This is a genomic window from Brevundimonas sp. FV1ye4L (assembly GCF_058681255.1).
The window spans coordinates 1,087,698-1,104,392 of record NZ_CM178734.1; the positions used below are offsets into that span (position 1 = coordinate 1,087,698).

Sequence of the window (16,695 nt, forward strand, 5' to 3'; positions counted from 1 at the left end):
TCGATGATCCTCTCCCGACTGGCGGCCGTCGCCGTCGGCTGTATGCTCGCATCGGTGTCGGGCCAAGCCTGGTCCACGCCGCGCGCCATGACCGCCGCCGATCTGGTCGGGTTGGAGAAACTGTCTGATCCCAAGGTCTCGCCCGACGGACGCTTCGTTCTCTACGCCGTCGGTCGTGTCGACTGGGCCGCCAACCTCGTGCGGGAGGACATCTGGCGTATCGGTCTCGACGGCTCGGCCCCGCGACGAATGATCGAAGGCCCGGCCTCAGGCGCAACCTGGTCTCCCGACGGGGAAAGCTTCGCCTTCATCGCCAAACGCGACGGCGACAGCGCCCGACAGATCTACCTGTCTCCGATCGACGGCGGCGAACCCAGGCGTCTGGGCAAGCTGCCCACCAGTCCATCGGACCTGCGCTGGTCGCCGGACGGCTCCGCGATCTACTTTCTGGCCAATGCTCCCGACCCCAGGCCGTTGGCCCGGCGCAAGCGCGAAAAGGACGACATGCTGGCCTTCGAGAGCCCGCAGTCGCGCGATCGTTTGTGGCGGATCACGGTCGCGGACGGCCGGGTCGCACCGGTGATCGAAGGCGAGTTCGAGGTCGCGGCCTACGACCTGTCGGCGGACACCGAAACCATCCTCTATCGCCGCGCCGTCTCCGACCTGCGGGATGACAGCCGCCAGGCCGAGTTGTGGGTCAAGACCGGACAAGGCCCAGCCCGACGGCTGACCGACAACGATTTCGAGGAAAACACCCCGCGCCTGTCGCCTGACGGCGGCTCGGCCCTGTTTCTGGCCACAGCCGAGAACGGTCGTTACGGCACGGTCAATTCGAACCTGTTCGTCGTCCCCTTGTCCGGCGGCGCGCCGCGAGAGTTGGCTCACGGCCTGCCCTACGAGATTGAGGACGGGGTATGGTCGGCCGACGGCCGCGAGATCTACATCACCGCCACCACGGGCGTTCGGCGTGAGCTGTTCGCCATCGATGTCGAGAGCGAGGCCGTGCGTCCACTGGCCCGCGGCGATCACGCCGCCGGCGACGTCAGCGTGACGCGCGACGGCAGGACCGTGGTGTATTTCAAGGCTTCGGCCGTCTCGCCGGGCGAGGTGTTCCGGCTCGACCCCGCCGCTCCGACGCCGGTGCAGGTGACCCACCTCAATGACGACATCGCGACCCGTTTCCGCCTGCCGAAACAGGAGGCGATCCAGTGGACCGCGCCCGACGGTCAGGCGCTGGAAGGGCTGGTGACCTATCCGCTCGATTACCAACCGGGTCATCGCTACCCGCTGATCATCCAGAACCACGGAGGTCCGCGCTCGTCGGATGTGTTCAACATCTTCGCCTACGGTCGTTTCAACCCCCTGCTGGCTGCCCGAGGCGCAATGACCCTGACCGTCAACTACCGGGGCGGCACAGGCTATGGCGACGCCTTCCTCCAGGGCATGAACGGCGGCTATTTCCGCTACGCCGACAAGGACGTGCTCTCGGGCGTCGACCATCTGGTCGCGCTAGGCATGGTCGATCCCGATCGCCTGGGTGTGATGGGGTGGAGCGCCGGCGGCCACATGACCAACCGTCTGATCACCGTCACCGACCGCTTCAAGGCCGCGGCTTCGGGCGCGGGCGCGGTGGACTGGGCCTCGATGTACCTGACCTCCGACACCCGTTGGCAGCGCAGCGAGTGGTTCGTGACCCCGCCTTACGGCTCGGATGCACGACGTGATCTGTATACGGACCACTCTCCCCTATCCCAGCTGGACAAGGTCAAAACCCCGACACTGATCCTGGCCGGAGCCGAGGACGAGCGCGTGCCCTGGACACAGTCGGTGATGCTGAACCGGGCGCTGAGGGCGCTGGGCGTGGAGACCGAACTCTATCTGGCGCCACGCGAACCCCACAATTTCCGAGAACTGCGGCACCGCCTGTTCCAGGTGAATGTGCAGATGGACTGGTTCAGCAAGCGCGTGCTGGACCAGGACTACGTCTGGGCCGCTCCCCCGCACGCCGAGAACGAAGAGCAGGACTAGACCGGCGAATGAGCGGCGCTGTCAGGCAAACGCTAACTTGTCTCCACTGAAGGTCGGCGTAAATGGCTGACTGGGGACGATTTTCATGAAGCCGCTATCGTTCAAACGCCGCCGCTTCCCGGCGGAGGTTATCCGCCATGCCATATATGGCGCCGCCCCTCGAAAGCTGAGCCTCACCACGCTTCACCGTCCAGGCCGCCTCCAAAGAACAACAAGGTCGAGAACTCGCACCTTCCAATCCGACGACGAGAGCGCCAGCAACAGGGCTTCAAGTCCCAGGCCTCAGTCCAACGCTTCCTCACAACACACGCCGCGATCTACAAGACCTTCAACGTCCAGCGTCATCTGATCAGCCGCCCTACCCTTCGCCGCTTTCGCGCCGAGGCGGAGGCCGCCTGGGCGGCTGCGTCCGCATAGATCGGAGCGGGTTGGGGCATTTGCGGCTGGCTGCGGTTAATCTGACAGCACCGGAGCGGATTCCAGACGCGCAGAGACACGCTCTGGGCCTAGCCCAAGCGGTAAGGCGACGAGATGTCAGGGACATTCCCCTGCTCCAACGGACTTGCCGTTCAGGACGGGGTGGCGGAGACGGAGGGATTCGAACCCTCGGTACCCCTTACAGGGTACGACGATTTAGCAAACCGTTGCCTTCAGCCACTCGGCCACGTCTCCAGCGAAGGGCTCGATAGCCGAGCATGATGCATCGTGCAATCCGCTTCGAACCAAAGACCTGTTGTTAACGCGACATAGAGGCGGGCTGTGCACTATGCGGCTCTTCCAGACTACGGATCGCCATGCCTTACTGCGCCTCTTCCCTCGCCCCCGCGACCATGATCGACGGGGCGGCGCCCGGCCTCGCCGGACGCGCCGGGCGGGGCCCGTTCCGGCCGGAGGTCTGGCTGAACGCCCGCCAGCGGTCGAGCGTGCGCTTGGCGGTCTATTATTTCCGCGCCGCCGACGTGGCGGTCGCCGCCGGCCTGGCCCTCGCGGCCCTGTGGGCGTTGGGCGATCTGGATCCCCGGACTCTGACCCTGGGCGCCGTCATCCCCCTGGCCGTGGGCGCGGTCGCGGTTCTGGCCGTTCTACGCGGCCTGGGCCTGTATCGATTCGGCCCGAACCCGGCGCCCCTGATCCATCTGGCCTGCGTAGTTCTGGCCGGCGGGCTGGCGACCGGTGCGGCGGCGGGCCTGGGCTTCGCGCTTGGTCAAGGTCTGGGCCCCGTGATTCCCTGGGGCCTGGGGACGACCGTCGTCCTGCTCGCCCTGCACGGCCTGTGGTTGACGCTGGTGGCGCGCTGGCGTCGTCAGGGGGCCCTGTCGCCCAATATCGTCATCGTCGGCGCCACCCGGAACGCCGAGGCCCTGATCGAGCGGGCGCTGGAGCGGCGCGACCTCAATGTGCTGGGCGTGTTCGACGACCGTCTGGCCCGCTCGCCCGATAGCCTGGCCGGGGTGCCCGTGCTCGGGGCCGCCGAGGCCCTGCTGAGCCACCGGATGCTGCCCTATGTCGACCGGATCGTCCTGGCCATCGACGCCGAGGCCGGGCCGCGCGTGCGCGAACTGACGCGCCGGCTCGAGACCCTGCCCAATCCTCTGACTATTCTCGTCGATTCCGAGACCGGGCGGGATGCGGTCCTGACCCGGCTGGCCGCCGCTCCCCTAGCCCAGATCGGCGGCGGAGCCAGCGCCGACGCCCGCGCCTTCGTCAAACGGCTGCAGGACATCGTCATCGGCGCCCTGGCCCTGATCGCCGCCGCCCCGGTCATGGCCTTGATCGCCCTGGCCATCCGCCTGGACAGCCCGGGCCCGATCTTCTTCCGCCAGCGTCGCCACGGCTTCAACCAGGAGGCCATCGTGGTGTGGAAGTTCCGCTCGATGCGCCACGCCGCCGCCGACGCCACCGCCAGCCGCCAGATCACCGCCAATGACGACCGCGTCACCCGCGTCGGCCGCTTCATCCGCGCCACCAGCCTGGACGAGCTGCCCCAGATCTTCAACGTCCTGACCGGCGAGATGTCCCTGGTCGGTCCCCGCCCGCACGCCATCGGCATGAAGACCGGCGAGACCGAGTCCGCGCTTCTGGTCGCCGAATACGCCCATCGCCACCGCATCAAGCCCGGCATGACCGGCTGGGCCGCCATCAAGGGCTCGCGCGGCCCGGTCAACACCGAGGCCGAGGTGCGCCGCCGGGTCGAGCTGGACGTCGACTATATCCAGCGCCAGTCCTTCTGGCTGGATCTGTGGATCATCCTGATCACCGTGCCCGTCCTGCTGGGCGACCGGGCCGCCGTCAGGTGAGCGAGGCCCGCATGTTCTGGCGCGGCGTCTGGGGCTATCTGCCGGCCCAGATCGTCCAAGGCGTGGTCGGTTTCCTGACCATCGTCGTCTTCACCCGCCTGCTCAGCCCCGAGGATTTCGGCCACTACGCCCTGGCCTTCTCCGTCACCAGCCTGGCCCATACGGTCAGCTTCAGCTGGCTGGAGGCCTCCATGGCCCGCTTCTGGGCGGCCGAGCGCACGCCGGGCGGCCTGGCGACCCATTTCGCCAGCCTGTACCGGACGTCATTCGCCGTCATCGCCGTCTTCGTGCCGCTGGCCGCCCTGGTGGTCTGGCTCCTGCCCCTGACCCCGGCCTTCAAGCTGGCGGTCGGCTTTGGTTTAGCCGGGGCGCCGATCCGCAACCTGGCCAAGCTGGCGCAGGAGCGGTATCGCGCGGCCGGCGAAGTGTCCAAGGCCGCCTCGGTGGACATGGGCGTCGCCGTGCTGGGCTTCCTGGTCGGGGCCGGTTTCGCCCTGGCCGGCGCCGGCGCGGCCTCGCCCATGCTGGGGCTGATGATCGCCCCCCTGTTCGCCCTGCCCTTCATCCTGCCGGGCGAGCTGCGCCAGTCGGCCGGCGGAACCGTGGATCGCGCGCGGCTGAAAGCCTACGCCGCCTATGGCTATCCGATCGCGGCGTCCCTGACCCTGGCCCTGGTCCTGGCCTCGACCGACCGTTTCTTGCTGGCGGCCTTCATGGATGCGGCGGCGGTGGGCGCCTATCACGCCAGCTACAGCCTGGCGAACCGCACCCTGGACGTGATGTTCATCTGGTTGGGCGCAGCCGGCGCCCCGGCCATGGTCATGGCGCTGGAGCGCGGCGGGCGCGAGGCCCTGCGCCAGACGGCCCTGGAACAGGGTTCGACCCTGATCCTGATCGGCCTGCCCGCCGCCGTCGGCCTGTCCCTGGTCGCCCGCCCCTTGGCCGAGCTGATGATCGGCCCCGAGCTGCGCGTCGCCGCGGCCCTGGTCACGCCCTGGATCGCCGCCTCGGCCTTCATGTCCGGCCTGATCGCCTATTATTTCGGCTTCGGCTTCACCCTGGGCAAGAAGACCGGCCTGCTGCTGGTCACCATGGCTGTTCCGGCCCTGGCCAACATCCTGCTGAACCTGATCCTGATCCCCCGGCTGGGCGTGCTGGGCGCCGCCGTCGCCACGGCCCTCAGCTTCGCCATAGGCCTGGTCGCCTGTCTGATCATCAGCCGCCGCGCTATCGCCCTGCCCATTCCATGGGAGGCGCTGATCCGGTGCGGCGTCGCCTCGACCGGCATGGCCCTGGTGGTCTGGCGCCTTCCGCCGCTGGGCGGTTTTGTCGAACTGATGCTGGACGCGAGCCTCGGCGGACTGGTCTATGCGACCATGGCGCTGACGCTGAACGCCGCCGGGGTGCGCGACGTGCTGAACCGCCTGATCCAGGCCCGACGAGGGGCGACGGCATGAGCGGCTCCCGCGCCGATATTCACGACAATCCCGGCTGGGCAGCCGCACGGCCCGCCCTGTCGGTCCTGATCCCCTTCCTGCACGACGATCCCGAGCCCCTGCTGCGCCGGCTGGATACCGAAGGCCCCGCCCTGGCCGGCCGGGTCGAGCTGATCCTGCTGGACGACGGCACGGGCGACGCCGCCCTGACCGCCCGGCTGAAGGCCGCGCTGGACGCCCTGGCCCTGCCCGCCCGGCTCGTCACCCTGTCCGCCAATGAAGGCCGGGCGCGGGGTCGCAACCGACTGACCATCGCCGCCCGCGCCGGCTCCTGGCTGTTCCTCGACAGCGACATGAAGCCCGACAGCCCGCGCTTCCTACAGACCTGGGTCGATCTGATCGCGCGCGACGACCCCGCCGTGGCCTTCGGCGGCTTCTCGCTGAAACAGGCGCCGCGCGACCGCCGCTTCGCCGTCCACCGCGCTTTGTCCGGCGCCAGCGAATGCGTCCGCGCCGCCCAGCGCGCCAGGACGCCCGAGAAATACGTCTACACCTCCAACCTGCTGGTCCGGCGCGACGTCTTCGCCGTCGAATCCTTCGACCCCGGCTTCACCGGCTGGGGGTGGGAGGATGTGGAATGGGCCATGCGGGTCGCGCGCCGGTTTCAGGTGGTCCACATCGACAACCCGGCCACTCATATGGGCCTCGACACCGTGCCGGACCTGGCGCGCAAGTTCGACCAGGGCGCCGCCAACTTCGCCCGCGTCGTCGCCCTGCACCCGGCCATCGTCCAGACCTACCCCAGCTACAAGGCCGCCCGCGCCCTGAAACGCCTGCCGTCCCTGCCCCTGATCCGTCGCATGGCCCGGGGCGCCGCCCTGTCGCCCCTGTTGCCGACCCGCACCCGCGCCTTCGCCCTGCGCCTGTACCGCGCGGCCGTCTATGCGGATGCGATCTGATGCAGGACGTCGCCGTCCTCATTCCCACCCTGCGTCGCCCCGCCATGCTGGAGCGGGCCCTGCGCTCGGTCTTCGCCCAGGTCGGGTCGCTGGACCGGATCGCCGCCGTGGTCGTCGCCGACAATGACCCCGACGGTTTGGCCGCCGCCGTGATCGACCGCCTGCGGCCCGAGGCGCCGGTTCCCTTGACCTACGCCCACGCCCCTGTTCCCGGCGTCGCCACGGCCCGCAACATCGGCTTGGCCGCCACCGACGCCCCCCTGATCGCCTTCCTCGACGACGACGAGGCCGCCTCCCCCGGCTGGCTGGCCGCCCTGTTGCAGGCCCAGTCTCAGACCGGCGCCGACGTCCTGTTCGGCCCGATCCGGGGCCGCGTGCCCGACGGGACCGGCTGGACCACCGCCTATCTCGAACGCTTCTTCGGCCGCGACGGCCCTGCCCAGACCGGCCTGACCGACCAGATCCACGGCTGCGGCAACAGTCTGATGGTCCGCGCCACGGCCCTGCCCGGCCCCGCCCCCTTCGACACCGCCATGGACCAGACTGGCGGCGAGGACGACCGCCTGTTCACCGCCCTGCAAGCGCGCGGCGGCCGGTTCGGCTGGGCCGCCGACGCCTGGGTGGACGAGTTCGCGCCCCCCGACCGCGCCACCCTGAACTACGCCCTGCTGCGCGCCTTCGCCTATGGCCAGAGCCCCAGCCAGATGGCCGCCGCCCGCCGCGACTGGCCCGGCGTCGCCCGCTGGATGCTGATCGGCGCCGCCCAGGCCGCCGTCTGGGGCCTCGCCTCCCTCGCCCTGACCCTGCTCCGCCGCCCCGCCCGCGCCGAAACCCTCGACCGCACCGCGCGGGGCCTCGGCAAGTTCTTCTGGACCAGTCGCTTCGAGCCGAAACTCTACGGCGCGGCGATGATGAGGCGGAGCACGACCTGAGCCGGGACTATGGGCCAGCGCGCACAATTCCGAAGACGAACCGCCGTCTTATCAAGCGGTTGAAAATAAAAACGACGGTCAAACCACCACTCTGCGGATCGGAAGTATGATCTGGCGTTGGTCTTTGACATCGCTATCGGATCCGAGCGTGAACGCCACTGAGGTCGGAATCCTTGCACAGTGCCACCGGAGTGCCAATTTTTCTCTTTACATAACAGCTACTTGCTTCAAATGACACGAATTGCACTCATTTTTCTCGAGTGCCATTCACCGACGTCGGCTCTACGTCAGCCCGCCAGCCGGCTGAGGAACTTCGGCGGCTTGTAGGTCGAGCGGTTCATGACCACCCCGGCGATACGGCCGCCGACGGCCTCGATCTCGTCGCGCAGGATCACCGGTCCGCTGGCCGAGGCGCCCCCGGCCGCCACCACCAGCACCGTCATGTCGACGAAGGGCGCCAGGATGATCGCCATGTCGTTGCGGTCCGCCGCCGGGCTGTCGATGACGATGGTGTCGGCGTGCGGCCTCAGGGCGTCCCAGTAGCGGGGCTCCCCCACCGCCTCGACGCGGTGGCCCGAGCGCAGCGACTCCATATGGAACCGGGTCGTCCACAGCCGCCCGCCCAGGCAGGGCCGCGCGGTCAGCAGGCGCGCGGGCGGAACCGGCTTGCCGTCCCGCCCCGTCGGGGCCGGGGTGACGGCGAAGAAGCTGGACCCGTCGGGCGAGGCCTGGGCCGGCTTGCCCAGTTGGCCGAACCGGTCCGGTTCGGCTGCGATGGCGTCCAGTTGCCCCTGCTGGGCCAGGTCGCCGTCCACCAGCCAGACTGGCTTGCGCGCCCGAACGGCGGCCAGCCGCGCAAACTCTCGCGCCACGGTGGAGACCCCTTCGCCCGTCGTGGCGGCGGCGAACTGGATCACGCGGGCGCGATGCGCCGGAGCAGGCCCCAGCGCCGCCCACAGACCGGCCATTTCGGACGTCAGATCGACCATCGAATCGCTATGCGCGCTCCACCAGCCCGCAACCTATCACGGCCACGCTGTCAGTGCGCCTTGGCCGGCGCCACCGCCAGGACCGGCATGTCCAGGGTCCGCCGCACCGAATCCGGCGTCGAGAAGCCCCGCCGCGTAAAGATCCGCAGCAGGCCCAGGCACAGGGCGGTAAAGGCAGCGAACAGGAAGACGGCGGCCAGGGCCGGAACCTTCAGGCTCTTGCCAGTCGCCGGCGGCTGCGCCCGCTCGATCACGGTGACATTGTCGGCGCCGGCGGCGACCAGAGCGTTGTCGGCGCGGCTCTGGCTCTCGCGCTGCTGGAACTCGCGGATGTTGGCGGTCAGCACCTCGCGATTGCCCGCCAGGGTCGCGTTTTCCGACTCCAGCGCCGTCAGTCGGGCCTGCCGCGCCCGAATGTCCGTCAATTGACGATCCAGGGCCGAGAACCGCGCCGCCAGGGCGTCGCGGTCGGCCTGGGTGTTGATCCGGTTGGTCTCCAGCTCGGTCCACACCGGGTTCGGCCCGGTGCGAACCTCCTTGGGCCCGACCGCCGTGCCTGTGCCCACATAGGCCTGCAACTGGGCGATCCGCGCCTCGATGTCCCTCACCGGCTGGGCGTCGGGCTGGTAGCGGGACAGCAGCTGTTCCCGCTCGGTCCGCAGCTGCAGCACCTGGTCCTGAGCCGAGATGTTCAGGTCCTGCTGAAGGGCCACCTCCGCCGGCGTCGCCGCCTGCTGCGCCACCAGGGTGTTCAGCCTCTGGCTGGTCTGGTTCAGCTGGCTCTGGGTCGACATCCGGTCGGTGAAGACCGTCTGGTAGACGGCCGCCAGGGTCGTCTTGGCGGCGGTGAAGTCGCCGATGTCGTTGCTGGTCAGGAACTGCTCATAGGCCTGATCCGCCGCGCTCAGATCGCCTTCGAACGCCAGTCTCTGGGTGGCAATGGCCGGGGTCTTGTCCTGAAACACCGCGCGGCGATAGGCGAGGTATTGCTCGATCACCGTGTTCAGCACCCGCGCCGCCCGTTCGGGATCGTCGGCCTCGTAGCTCAGGCGGATGACCGCGCTGCCGGGCGCCGTGCCGACGCCCAGGCTTCCGCCGACCAGCTTGCGCGCCGCCGCCTCGGCCTGCGCCTTCGATCCCGTCGGCGTCTTGCCCAGGATCGCCGCCGGCCCCAGCGCCTCGACCACCCGCTGGCGCACCTGCCCCGAACTCAGAATGGCCGCCTCCGAACTGGCCACCTCGTCCCCTTGCGGCGCCTGCCCGCGCTCCGCCGTGCCGACACGCGGCTGATAGACATACTCCTGGCCCACGCCCGCAAACACCGCGCCTTGGGCCGTATAGGTCTTCTTCAACGTCAGCACCGCCGCCGCCCCCAGGGCGAAGATGACCAGGAAGACGACGATCATCAGCACCAGCTCGCGGAACAGCAGGCCGACGACATCCAGCACGCCGTAACGCGGTCGGGTCGTGACATAGGCCGTCGAACGCATGGGCGGGCGAATCCAGGAAACTCTTGTTCGGTTTCACCCTTCGCCCACCGGCGTTAACCATCGGTTACCCATAAGGCGCGAGGTTGCAATCAACCTGTTCACGTCGGACCAAACCGATTCCATGACGCCAGATCGCCGACTGTTCCTGCTGGCCCTCGGATCGGCCGCCGCGACCCTGGCCGCTTGCGGCGCGGGCAACGCCGCCCGCATGCCGCGCCCTGGTTCTCGCACCGACAGGGTCCAGACTGCCGGCCGTGACGAATTCCCCACGATCCCGTTCGCCGACTGGACCGACGAGGAACCGGAGTATCTGCTCTATCCCGGCGATGAGATCGAGGTGGCCATGCCCACCGCCGCCGAATTGACCCGCACGCTGAAGGTCGGTCCCGACGGCCGCGTGGCCCTGCCCCTGATCGGCCAGATCATGGCGGCGGACCGCACCCTGCCCGAGTTGGAGCGAGAGGCCTCTTCCGCCTACGCCTCGCAACTGGTGCGTCCGGTCGTGGAAGTGACCTTGAGACAGGCCGGGCCGATCCGTGTCTGGATCGACGGCGAGGTGCGAACCCCCGGCGTCATCGAGATGACCGGCGATCTGGACGCCTATCAGGCTGTCGTACAGGCGGGCGGTTTCCTGCCCTCCGGCAAGCCGGACCGCGTGGCGCTGATCCGGCGCGGCCCCGGCGGCTCGCGCATGATGCGGGTGGTCGATCTGCGCCCGCGTCGCGGCGAGGTCATAGCCCTGCGGCGTGGCGACATCATCTTCGTGCCGCGCACCACCTTGGGCGAACTCGCCGCCTTCTTCACCCAGGTGCGCGCCGCCATGCCCATCGGCTTCAGCTATTCGATCAACGGATCGAACGGCAACGGCTACGCCACCTTCTAGGGATCAGGCGGCCAGCCGAACCACGCCCATGTCGATGTACCGGCGCGCCGCCTTCTGCGCCTCGGCGATCTCTTCGCGTTCCATCTCCAGGCTCATCTCGCGGCGATAGACGCGCGCTTCGATCGAGCCCTTCATGGCGGCGAGGTTGAAAATCATGTGGGCCGACACCCGGTCCATCGGGCAACCGCCCGATCCGGCCGAATACATCATGCCCAGCTTGAACAGGTCGTCGCCCGACATGTCGGTCGTCGGCAGAGGCAGGCCCTCGGTGTCCGAGGCGGCCTGCGGGTCGTGCGCCATTTCTTGCGCGTTCATCACCGTATCTCCTGAACGGACGCCGTTCTGGGCCCGTCTCTGATACCGCATCAAATACCGCCGGCTTGAAGTTAAAGTTAACAGCGAAAGCCATCGCCAAACTTTTCAGTAAAGCAGAAATAAATACTCCTCTAGCGATTCAGAAGTCTGAAATCTGTTGGAAATCTCTTGTTTACGCCTTCGGCGCCCTTTGACCGAACAGAACCGCCCTCGCCGCCTCCGCATCCTTGCCCGATCCGCCCGCATTCCCGCGTCGTTCTTCCAGCAGGGCGCGCCCGATCTTGACCGCCGGCCGCGCCCCGACACGCTCGATCCAGGCCGCCAAGTTCGGGAAGTCAGCCAGCGTCTGCCCTTGCAGCGCGGGCAATACCCAGGGCCAGGCCGCCATGTCGGCGATGGAGTAGTCGCCGGCCAGATACTCACGGTCCCGCAGGCGACGGTCCATGACGCCATACAGGCGATGGGTCTCGTTCGTATAGCGTCGCACGCCGTACGCGATCTGACGCTGGTCGCGGATCATGGCCGGCGCATACTGGCGGAAGTGGTGCGTCTGACCCGCCATCGGACCCAGTCCGCCAACCTGCCAGAACAGCCATTGATCGACCTCGACCCGAGCGCGCACCTCGGTCGGATAGAACTTCCCCGACTTGTTCCCAAGATACTGAAGGATTGCGCCGGACTCGAAGATGGAGATCGGCTCGCCGTCGGGTCCGTCAGGATCGACGATGGCCGGCATACGACCATTGGGACTAATGGCCTGAAAGGCGGGCTCGAACTGCTCGCCGGCGCCGATGTTCACCGGCTTGACCTCATAGGCGAGACCCATTTCCTCGAGCGCGATTGAGACCTTCCACCCGTTCGGCGTGGGCCAATACCAGAGCTGAATCGGTGCGGTCATGCGGCGGCCTCCTCTAGGTGAAGACCGACATTTGGGCCTGTGCGCCCGCTACCGCAACGCAGGTTTCAATCCTGACACGATCGTTCAGGAGGCGTTCAGGCGAGAAACCTGAGCTTGAGCGTCATTAACGGGCCAGTTCGTCGTTTCCGTCGGCGGCCCAGAATGGAGCAAGCAGATGAACCGCCTCACCAAGGCCGCCGTCGTCGCCATCGCCCTGTCCACCACGGCCGTCCCCATGCTGGCCGAGGCGCAGAACCGCGACCGCCGGGAATACCGCCAGGATCGCCGCGACGACCGGCGTGACTATCGCAACGAACGTCGGGACGACCGTCGCGACTGGCGTCAAGGCGACTACAACAATCGCCAGGACTATCGTCAGGACCGCCGTGACGACCGCCGCGACTATCGCGACGAGCGCAGGGATGACCGCCGTGACTATCGTAACGACCGTTGGGACCGGAACAATCGCGACTGGTGGCGCGGACGGTCCGACTTCCGGGGCTACAACGGGCCGCGCTCCGGCTACTGGTACGCCCCCAGCTACGGCTACTACCGGGTCCAACCGCGCTACTCCGGCTATCGCTGGAGAACGGGCGGGTATCTGCCGGCCCAGTACCGCAGCTACTATGTCAGCGACCCCTACTTTTACAATCTGCGGCCGGCGCCGCGCGGCTACCGCTATGTCCATGCGGGCAGCGACATTGTGCTGATCGCGGTCGCCACCGGCTTGATCGCAAGCGTCCTGTCCAACGTCTATTGAGGACGCTGAGTCGTTGAACCGGAAAGCCCCGCGACACCCGCTCGCGGGGCGTTTCACAGGCAAGTTTCTATACGAGACCTTGTTCAGTTCGGGTTCATCGACGCGGCGCGATCATCCTCTTAAGCCGCCGGAGAACCGGCGTGCAGGAACAAAAAGACCATGAAACGCCTCCTGATGGCTTTCACCGCCGTCGCCGCCGTCGCAGGGCCGCTCGCCACCCCAATCCAAGCTCTCGCTCAGGACGATCAGACCCGTCGCGAACAGCGCGACGCCGACCGCCCCCAACGCCCGCAGATCTCACGCGGAGAACGCCCGGCTCCGAACCGGCCGAACGCGTCCAGAACGGAAACCTCACCGCCCGAGCGTCCGCAGAACAGCGCCCCACGACCCGAGCGGCCAAGGACGGAAGACCGCCCCTCACGACCAGATCGCCCGTCCAACGGAGAAGGCAGACCTGATCGTCCCGCCGGCGGCGACCGCCCTTCCCGTCCTGACCGCCCTGAGGGCGGTTGGAACCGACCGGACAGGCCCGGAGACAGCGCTGGGCGTCCGAACAGGCCAGACCGCCCCACCAATGGCGGACGGCCCGATCGCCCGGGCGACAATGTCGGCCGTCCAGACCGACCGGATCGGCCCGGCAATGGCGGCAGGCCCGACAGACCGGGTGGCGACTCAAGCCGCCCGGACCGTCCTGGCAGCGGCTGGAACCGTCCGGATCGGCCGAACGACAACTGGAACCGCCCGGGTCGCCCAGATCGTCCCGGCTCGGGCTGGAACCAGAACCGCGACCGGCATGACGACTTCCGACGCCGCTTCAACAGTGAGCAATGGCGGCGGGACTTCTATCGCAACCACCGCTCCGACTGGTGGCGCAACGACCGGCGCTTCCACGGCTACAGCGGTGTGCGGGTCGGCTTCTATTTCGCGCCGGGCTGGGGCTACTACAGCGTCCCACGCTCCTATTGGGGTCGCTATTGGTCCGTTGGGAACTATCTGCCGGACGTCTTCTGGCGCTACCGACTGGACGACTGGCGCACCTATGGTCTCGGCTATCCGCCCGAAGGCACGCGCTGGGTGCTGGTCGACAATACGATTTATCTGATCGCCGAGTACGACGGCTATATCATCGACGTCATTCGGGACGCCTGGCGCTGGTAGACCCGCAAAGATCGAAGGCCCGGAGAGCGATCTCCGGGCCTTCACACTATCTGCCGAGGGCCTTGGGTTTTACAAACCCAGCTTGGCCTTCAGGATGTCGTTGACGGCGGCCGGATTGGCCTTGCCGCCGGTGGCCTTCATGACCTGACCGACGAACCAGCCCAGGGCCTGAGGCTTCTCGGCGACGGCGGCCGCCTTGTCCGGATTGGCGGCGATGATGTCGTCGATGGCCTTCTCGATGGCGCCGGTGTCGGTCACCTGTTTCAGGCCGTGCTTCTCGACCACCTCGGCCGGAGAACCCTCGCCGTTCCAGACGTGGTCGAAGACCTCCTTGGCGATCTTGGACGAGATGACGTTGGTCTCGATCAGCTCGACAAGCTGGGCCACATGGGCGGCCGGCAGCGGGTTCTCGCTGAAGTCCTTGCCATCGGCGGCCAGACGCGCCGAGACCTCGTTGGTGACCCAGTTGGACACCAGCTTGGCGTCGCGCCCCTTCGCGGCGGCCTCGAAATAATCAGCCTTGGCCTGTTCCGAGATCAGGACGATGGCGTCGTACTGGGACAGGCCGTACTCGCTCATCAGCCGCTTGCGCTTCTCGTCCGGCAGTTCTGGCAGGGACGCCTTGATCTCGGCGATCCAGGCCTCTTCCAGGTCCAGCGGCAGCAGGTCGGGATCGGGGAAATAGCGATAGTCCTGCGCCTCTTCCTTGGACCGCATCGAACGTGTCTCGCCCTTGGTCGGGTCGAACAGGCGCGTCTCCTGAGTGATCGAGCCGCCGTCCTCGAGGATCTCGATCTGGCGGCGCGCCTCGTACTGGATCGCCTGGGAGATGAAGCGGAACGAGTTGACGTTCTTGATCTCGCAGCGCGTTCCCAGGAAGCGGAAATCGCCGCTGGCCTTGAACTTCTCGTAGTTGCCCGCGCGGCAGACCGACACGTTCACGTCGGCGCGCAGATTGCCCTTCTCCATGTCGCCGTCGCAGGTGCCCAGATAGATCAGGATGGTCCGGATCTTCTTGACGTAGGCGACCGCCTCTTCCGGCGTGCGCAGGTCGGGGCGCGAGACGATCTCCATCAGGGCGGTGCCGGCCCGGTTCAGGTCGACGTAGCTCTCGGTCGGCGACAGGTCGTGGATCAGCTTGCCCGCATCCTGTTCCAGGTGCAGGCGCTCAATGCCGACGTTGAAGAAGCTGCCGTCCTCGGCCTCCACCTCGACCACGCCTTCACCGACGATCGGATAATAGAGCTGGCTGATCTGATAGCCGGTCGGCAGGTCGGGATAGAAGTAGTTCTTGCGGTCGAACTGGCTGCGCTTGTTGATCTGCGCGCGCAGGCCCAGGCCGGTCTTCACTGCCTGTTCGACGCAGTGCTTGTTCAGCGTCGGCAGCATGCCGGGGAAGCCGGCGTCCACCAGGGACACCTGTTCGTTCGGCCCCGCGCCGAAGCCGACGGCGGCGCCGGAGAAGAGCTTGGCCTTGGAGGCCACCTGGGCGTGGATCTCCAGCCCCATGACGATTTCCCAATCGCCGGTGCGGCCCTTGATGGTTTTCGAGTTCGGAACAGTGTCGGTCATGGGGTCGTCCTAGCGCCGTCGGCGGCGGCGAGAAAGAGGCTGTCTTGAGGGTGTCGCGAAATCGCGCTCAACATCGGTCGCCTCAATGGAGAATCCCATGTCCAAGACCCTGTTCGCCGCTGCTGCGGCCTCCCTGCTTCTGGTCGGCGCCGCCTCGGCCCAGACCGCCCCGGCTCCGGCGCAAGATCACGCCCATGACGAACATCATGCCCAGCGTCCGACCATCGAAAGCCCGATCGAGGCCCTGGTGAACGATCCGGCGACCAAGGCGGTGCTTGAGAAGCACCTGCCCGGCATGGACAAGCATCCCGCCTATGGCCAGTTCAAAGCGATGACCCTTCGGCAGGTCGCCCCCTACTCCCAGGGAGCCATCACCGACGAGAAGATCGCGGCCATCGACGCCGATCTGAAGGCGCTTCCGGCGGCCTGATGAAATGAAGGGTCGGCGGAAACGCCGGCCCTTCCCTCTCCTTCGAGGAGAGGGAAGGGCCCGATCACCTTAGCGCTAGTCGCGCGCCGCGACTTCCTGAGAAAACGCTTCCCAAAGATCGACGTCAAAATAGGAATCCATACCGCCGAAGGCAGTGGAAACCTTCGGATCGCCCATCAAATCGCCCATGGCGACCTTACCGAAGACTTCGAAACTGCTCTTCAGCGCCGTCTCACCTTCATACTTCAAGGCATTCGAGGATTGCTCACGGCAATCTGTGAGAATGAGGCGCTGAACAATTTTTGCCGCTTCTTCGGTCATGGAGGCGCGTTGTTCAGGCGTGACCGTTGAAAGGGGCGCAACCTCGTCATGCGCTGACATCGCTCCAAACATCCACCGGATGAAGCTGATACGATCAGACGCGCTTGTCGAGCTGACTACGCAGCGCGTCAGATCGTCCGCATAGACGCCTGCCGAGGCCGAGCCCCCTTGGGCTGTAAGGGCAAGAACCCCCGCGATAACTGCAAGCTTCTTCATGGCTCGATCCC

The 16,695-nt window shown here is 67.2% G+C and carries 15 protein-coding genes, 1 tRNA gene and 1 pseudogene; 10 read left to right on the forward strand and 7 right to left on the reverse strand.

What is annotated here, in order from left to right; translation table 11 throughout:
• Positions 1-3 precede the first annotated feature (3 nt).
• The gene (locus ACW17X_RS05175) at positions 4-2,028 is read left to right on the forward strand and encodes a S9 family peptidase (protein WP_492099967.1); all 2,025 of its coding nucleotides are present in this window, start codon (positions 4-6) and stop codon (positions 2,026-2,028) included.
• Positions 2,029-2,173: 145 nt separating this feature from the next.
• Positions 2,174-2,445 (forward strand): annotated as a pseudogene (locus tag ACW17X_RS05180) (DDE-type integrase/transposase/recombinase); the annotation flags it as partial.
• 163 nt (positions 2,446-2,608) lie between these two features.
• On the opposite strand, the gene ACW17X_RS05185 reads toward ACW17X_RS05180, so the two are convergent.
• Positions 2,609-2,700: transfer RNA gene (locus ACW17X_RS05185), tRNA-Ser, on the reverse strand.
• A gap of 122 nt (positions 2,701-2,822) precedes the next feature.
• Between ACW17X_RS05185 and ACW17X_RS05190 the strand changes: the two genes are divergently transcribed.
• From ACW17X_RS05190 to ACW17X_RS05205, 4 genes are read left to right on the forward strand one after another with little or no spacing between them, the layout of a single operon-like run.
• Positions 2,823-4,325, forward strand: coding sequence for an exopolysaccharide biosynthesis polyprenyl glycosylphosphotransferase (locus tag ACW17X_RS05190; protein ID WP_492099968.1), 1,503 nt, complete (start codon positions 2,823-2,825; stop codon positions 4,323-4,325).
• A gap of 11 nt (positions 4,326-4,336) precedes the next feature.
• Complete coding sequence (locus tag ACW17X_RS05195) at positions 4,337-5,782, forward strand: oligosaccharide flippase family protein (RefSeq protein ID WP_492100435.1); 1,446 nt, start codon at positions 4,337-4,339, stop codon at positions 5,780-5,782.
• A complete protein-coding gene (locus ACW17X_RS05200; RefSeq protein ID WP_492099969.1) occupies positions 5,779-6,720 on the forward strand; it encodes a glycosyltransferase in 942 nt (313 codons plus the stop codon). The genes ACW17X_RS05195 and ACW17X_RS05200 overlap by 4 nt, the downstream gene beginning before the upstream one ends.
• Complete coding sequence (locus ACW17X_RS05205) at positions 6,720-7,652, forward strand: glycosyltransferase family 2 protein (RefSeq protein ID WP_492099970.1); 933 nt, start codon at positions 6,720-6,722, stop codon at positions 7,650-7,652. The genes ACW17X_RS05200 and ACW17X_RS05205 overlap by 1 nt, the downstream gene beginning before the upstream one ends.
• A gap of 287 nt (positions 7,653-7,939) precedes the next feature.
• Here ACW17X_RS05205 and ACW17X_RS05210 read toward each other — a convergent pair whose 3' ends face one another.
• Both ACW17X_RS05210 and ACW17X_RS05215 read right to left on the reverse strand, forming a co-directional pair.
• Complete coding sequence (locus ACW17X_RS05210; protein ID WP_492099971.1) at positions 7,940-8,641, reverse strand: P-loop NTPase family protein; 702 nt, start codon at positions 8,639-8,641, stop codon at positions 7,940-7,942.
• Positions 8,642-8,691: 50 nt separating this feature from the next.
• Positions 8,692-10,131, reverse strand: coding sequence for a GumC family protein (locus tag ACW17X_RS05215; protein WP_492099972.1), 1,440 nt, complete (start codon positions 10,129-10,131; stop codon positions 8,692-8,694).
• A 121-nt stretch (positions 10,132-10,252) separates the two neighbouring features.
• Here ACW17X_RS05215 and ACW17X_RS05220 point away from each other — a divergent pair, with 121 nt between their 5' ends.
• Positions 10,253-11,014: a polysaccharide biosynthesis/export family protein gene (locus tag ACW17X_RS05220; protein ID WP_492099973.1), complete on the forward strand. Its 762-nt coding sequence runs from the start codon at positions 10,253-10,255 to the stop codon at positions 11,012-11,014.
• Between the two features lie 3 nt (positions 11,015-11,017).
• Here ACW17X_RS05220 and ACW17X_RS05225 read toward each other — a convergent pair whose 3' ends face one another.
• Both ACW17X_RS05225 and ACW17X_RS05230 read right to left on the reverse strand, forming a co-directional pair.
• Entirely contained in the window at positions 11,018-11,329 is a 312-nt protein-coding gene (locus ACW17X_RS05225; protein WP_492027961.1) for a sel1 repeat family protein, read from the reverse strand.
• Between the two features lie 172 nt (positions 11,330-11,501).
• Positions 11,502-12,227 carry a glutathione S-transferase N-terminal domain-containing protein gene (locus tag ACW17X_RS05230; RefSeq protein ID WP_492099975.1) on the reverse strand — a complete coding sequence of 242 codons (726 nt, stop codon included), beginning with the start codon at positions 12,225-12,227 and terminating at the stop codon, positions 11,502-11,504.
• A 175-nt stretch (positions 12,228-12,402) separates the two neighbouring features.
• Between ACW17X_RS05230 and ACW17X_RS05235 the strand changes: the two genes are divergently transcribed.
• The gene (locus ACW17X_RS05235; RefSeq protein ID WP_492099976.1) at positions 12,403-12,987 is read left to right on the forward strand and encodes an RcnB family protein; all 585 of its coding nucleotides are present in this window, start codon (positions 12,403-12,405) and stop codon (positions 12,985-12,987) included.
• A 159-nt stretch (positions 12,988-13,146) separates the two neighbouring features.
• Entirely contained in the window at positions 13,147-14,145 is a 999-nt protein-coding gene (locus ACW17X_RS05240) for an RcnB family protein (protein ID WP_492099977.1), read from the forward strand.
• 69 nt (positions 14,146-14,214) lie between these two features.
• Here ACW17X_RS05240 and gatB read toward each other — a convergent pair whose 3' ends face one another.
• Complete coding sequence (gene gatB, locus ACW17X_RS05245) at positions 14,215-15,717, reverse strand: Asp-tRNA(Asn)/Glu-tRNA(Gln) amidotransferase subunit GatB (protein ID WP_492099978.1); 1,503 nt, start codon at positions 15,715-15,717, stop codon at positions 14,215-14,217.
• Between the two features lie 97 nt (positions 15,718-15,814).
• On the opposite strand from gatB, the gene ACW17X_RS05250 reads away from it, so the two are divergent.
• Positions 15,815-16,147 carry a hypothetical protein gene (locus ACW17X_RS05250; RefSeq protein WP_492086591.1) on the forward strand — a complete coding sequence of 111 codons (333 nt, stop codon included), beginning with the start codon at positions 15,815-15,817 and terminating at the stop codon, positions 16,145-16,147.
• Positions 16,148-16,222: 75 nt separating this feature from the next.
• Here ACW17X_RS05250 and ACW17X_RS05255 read toward each other — a convergent pair whose 3' ends face one another.
• Positions 16,223-16,684: a hypothetical protein gene (locus tag ACW17X_RS05255; RefSeq protein ID WP_492086590.1), complete on the reverse strand. Its 462-nt coding sequence runs from the start codon at positions 16,682-16,684 to the stop codon at positions 16,223-16,225.
• Positions 16,685-16,695 lie beyond the last annotated feature (11 nt).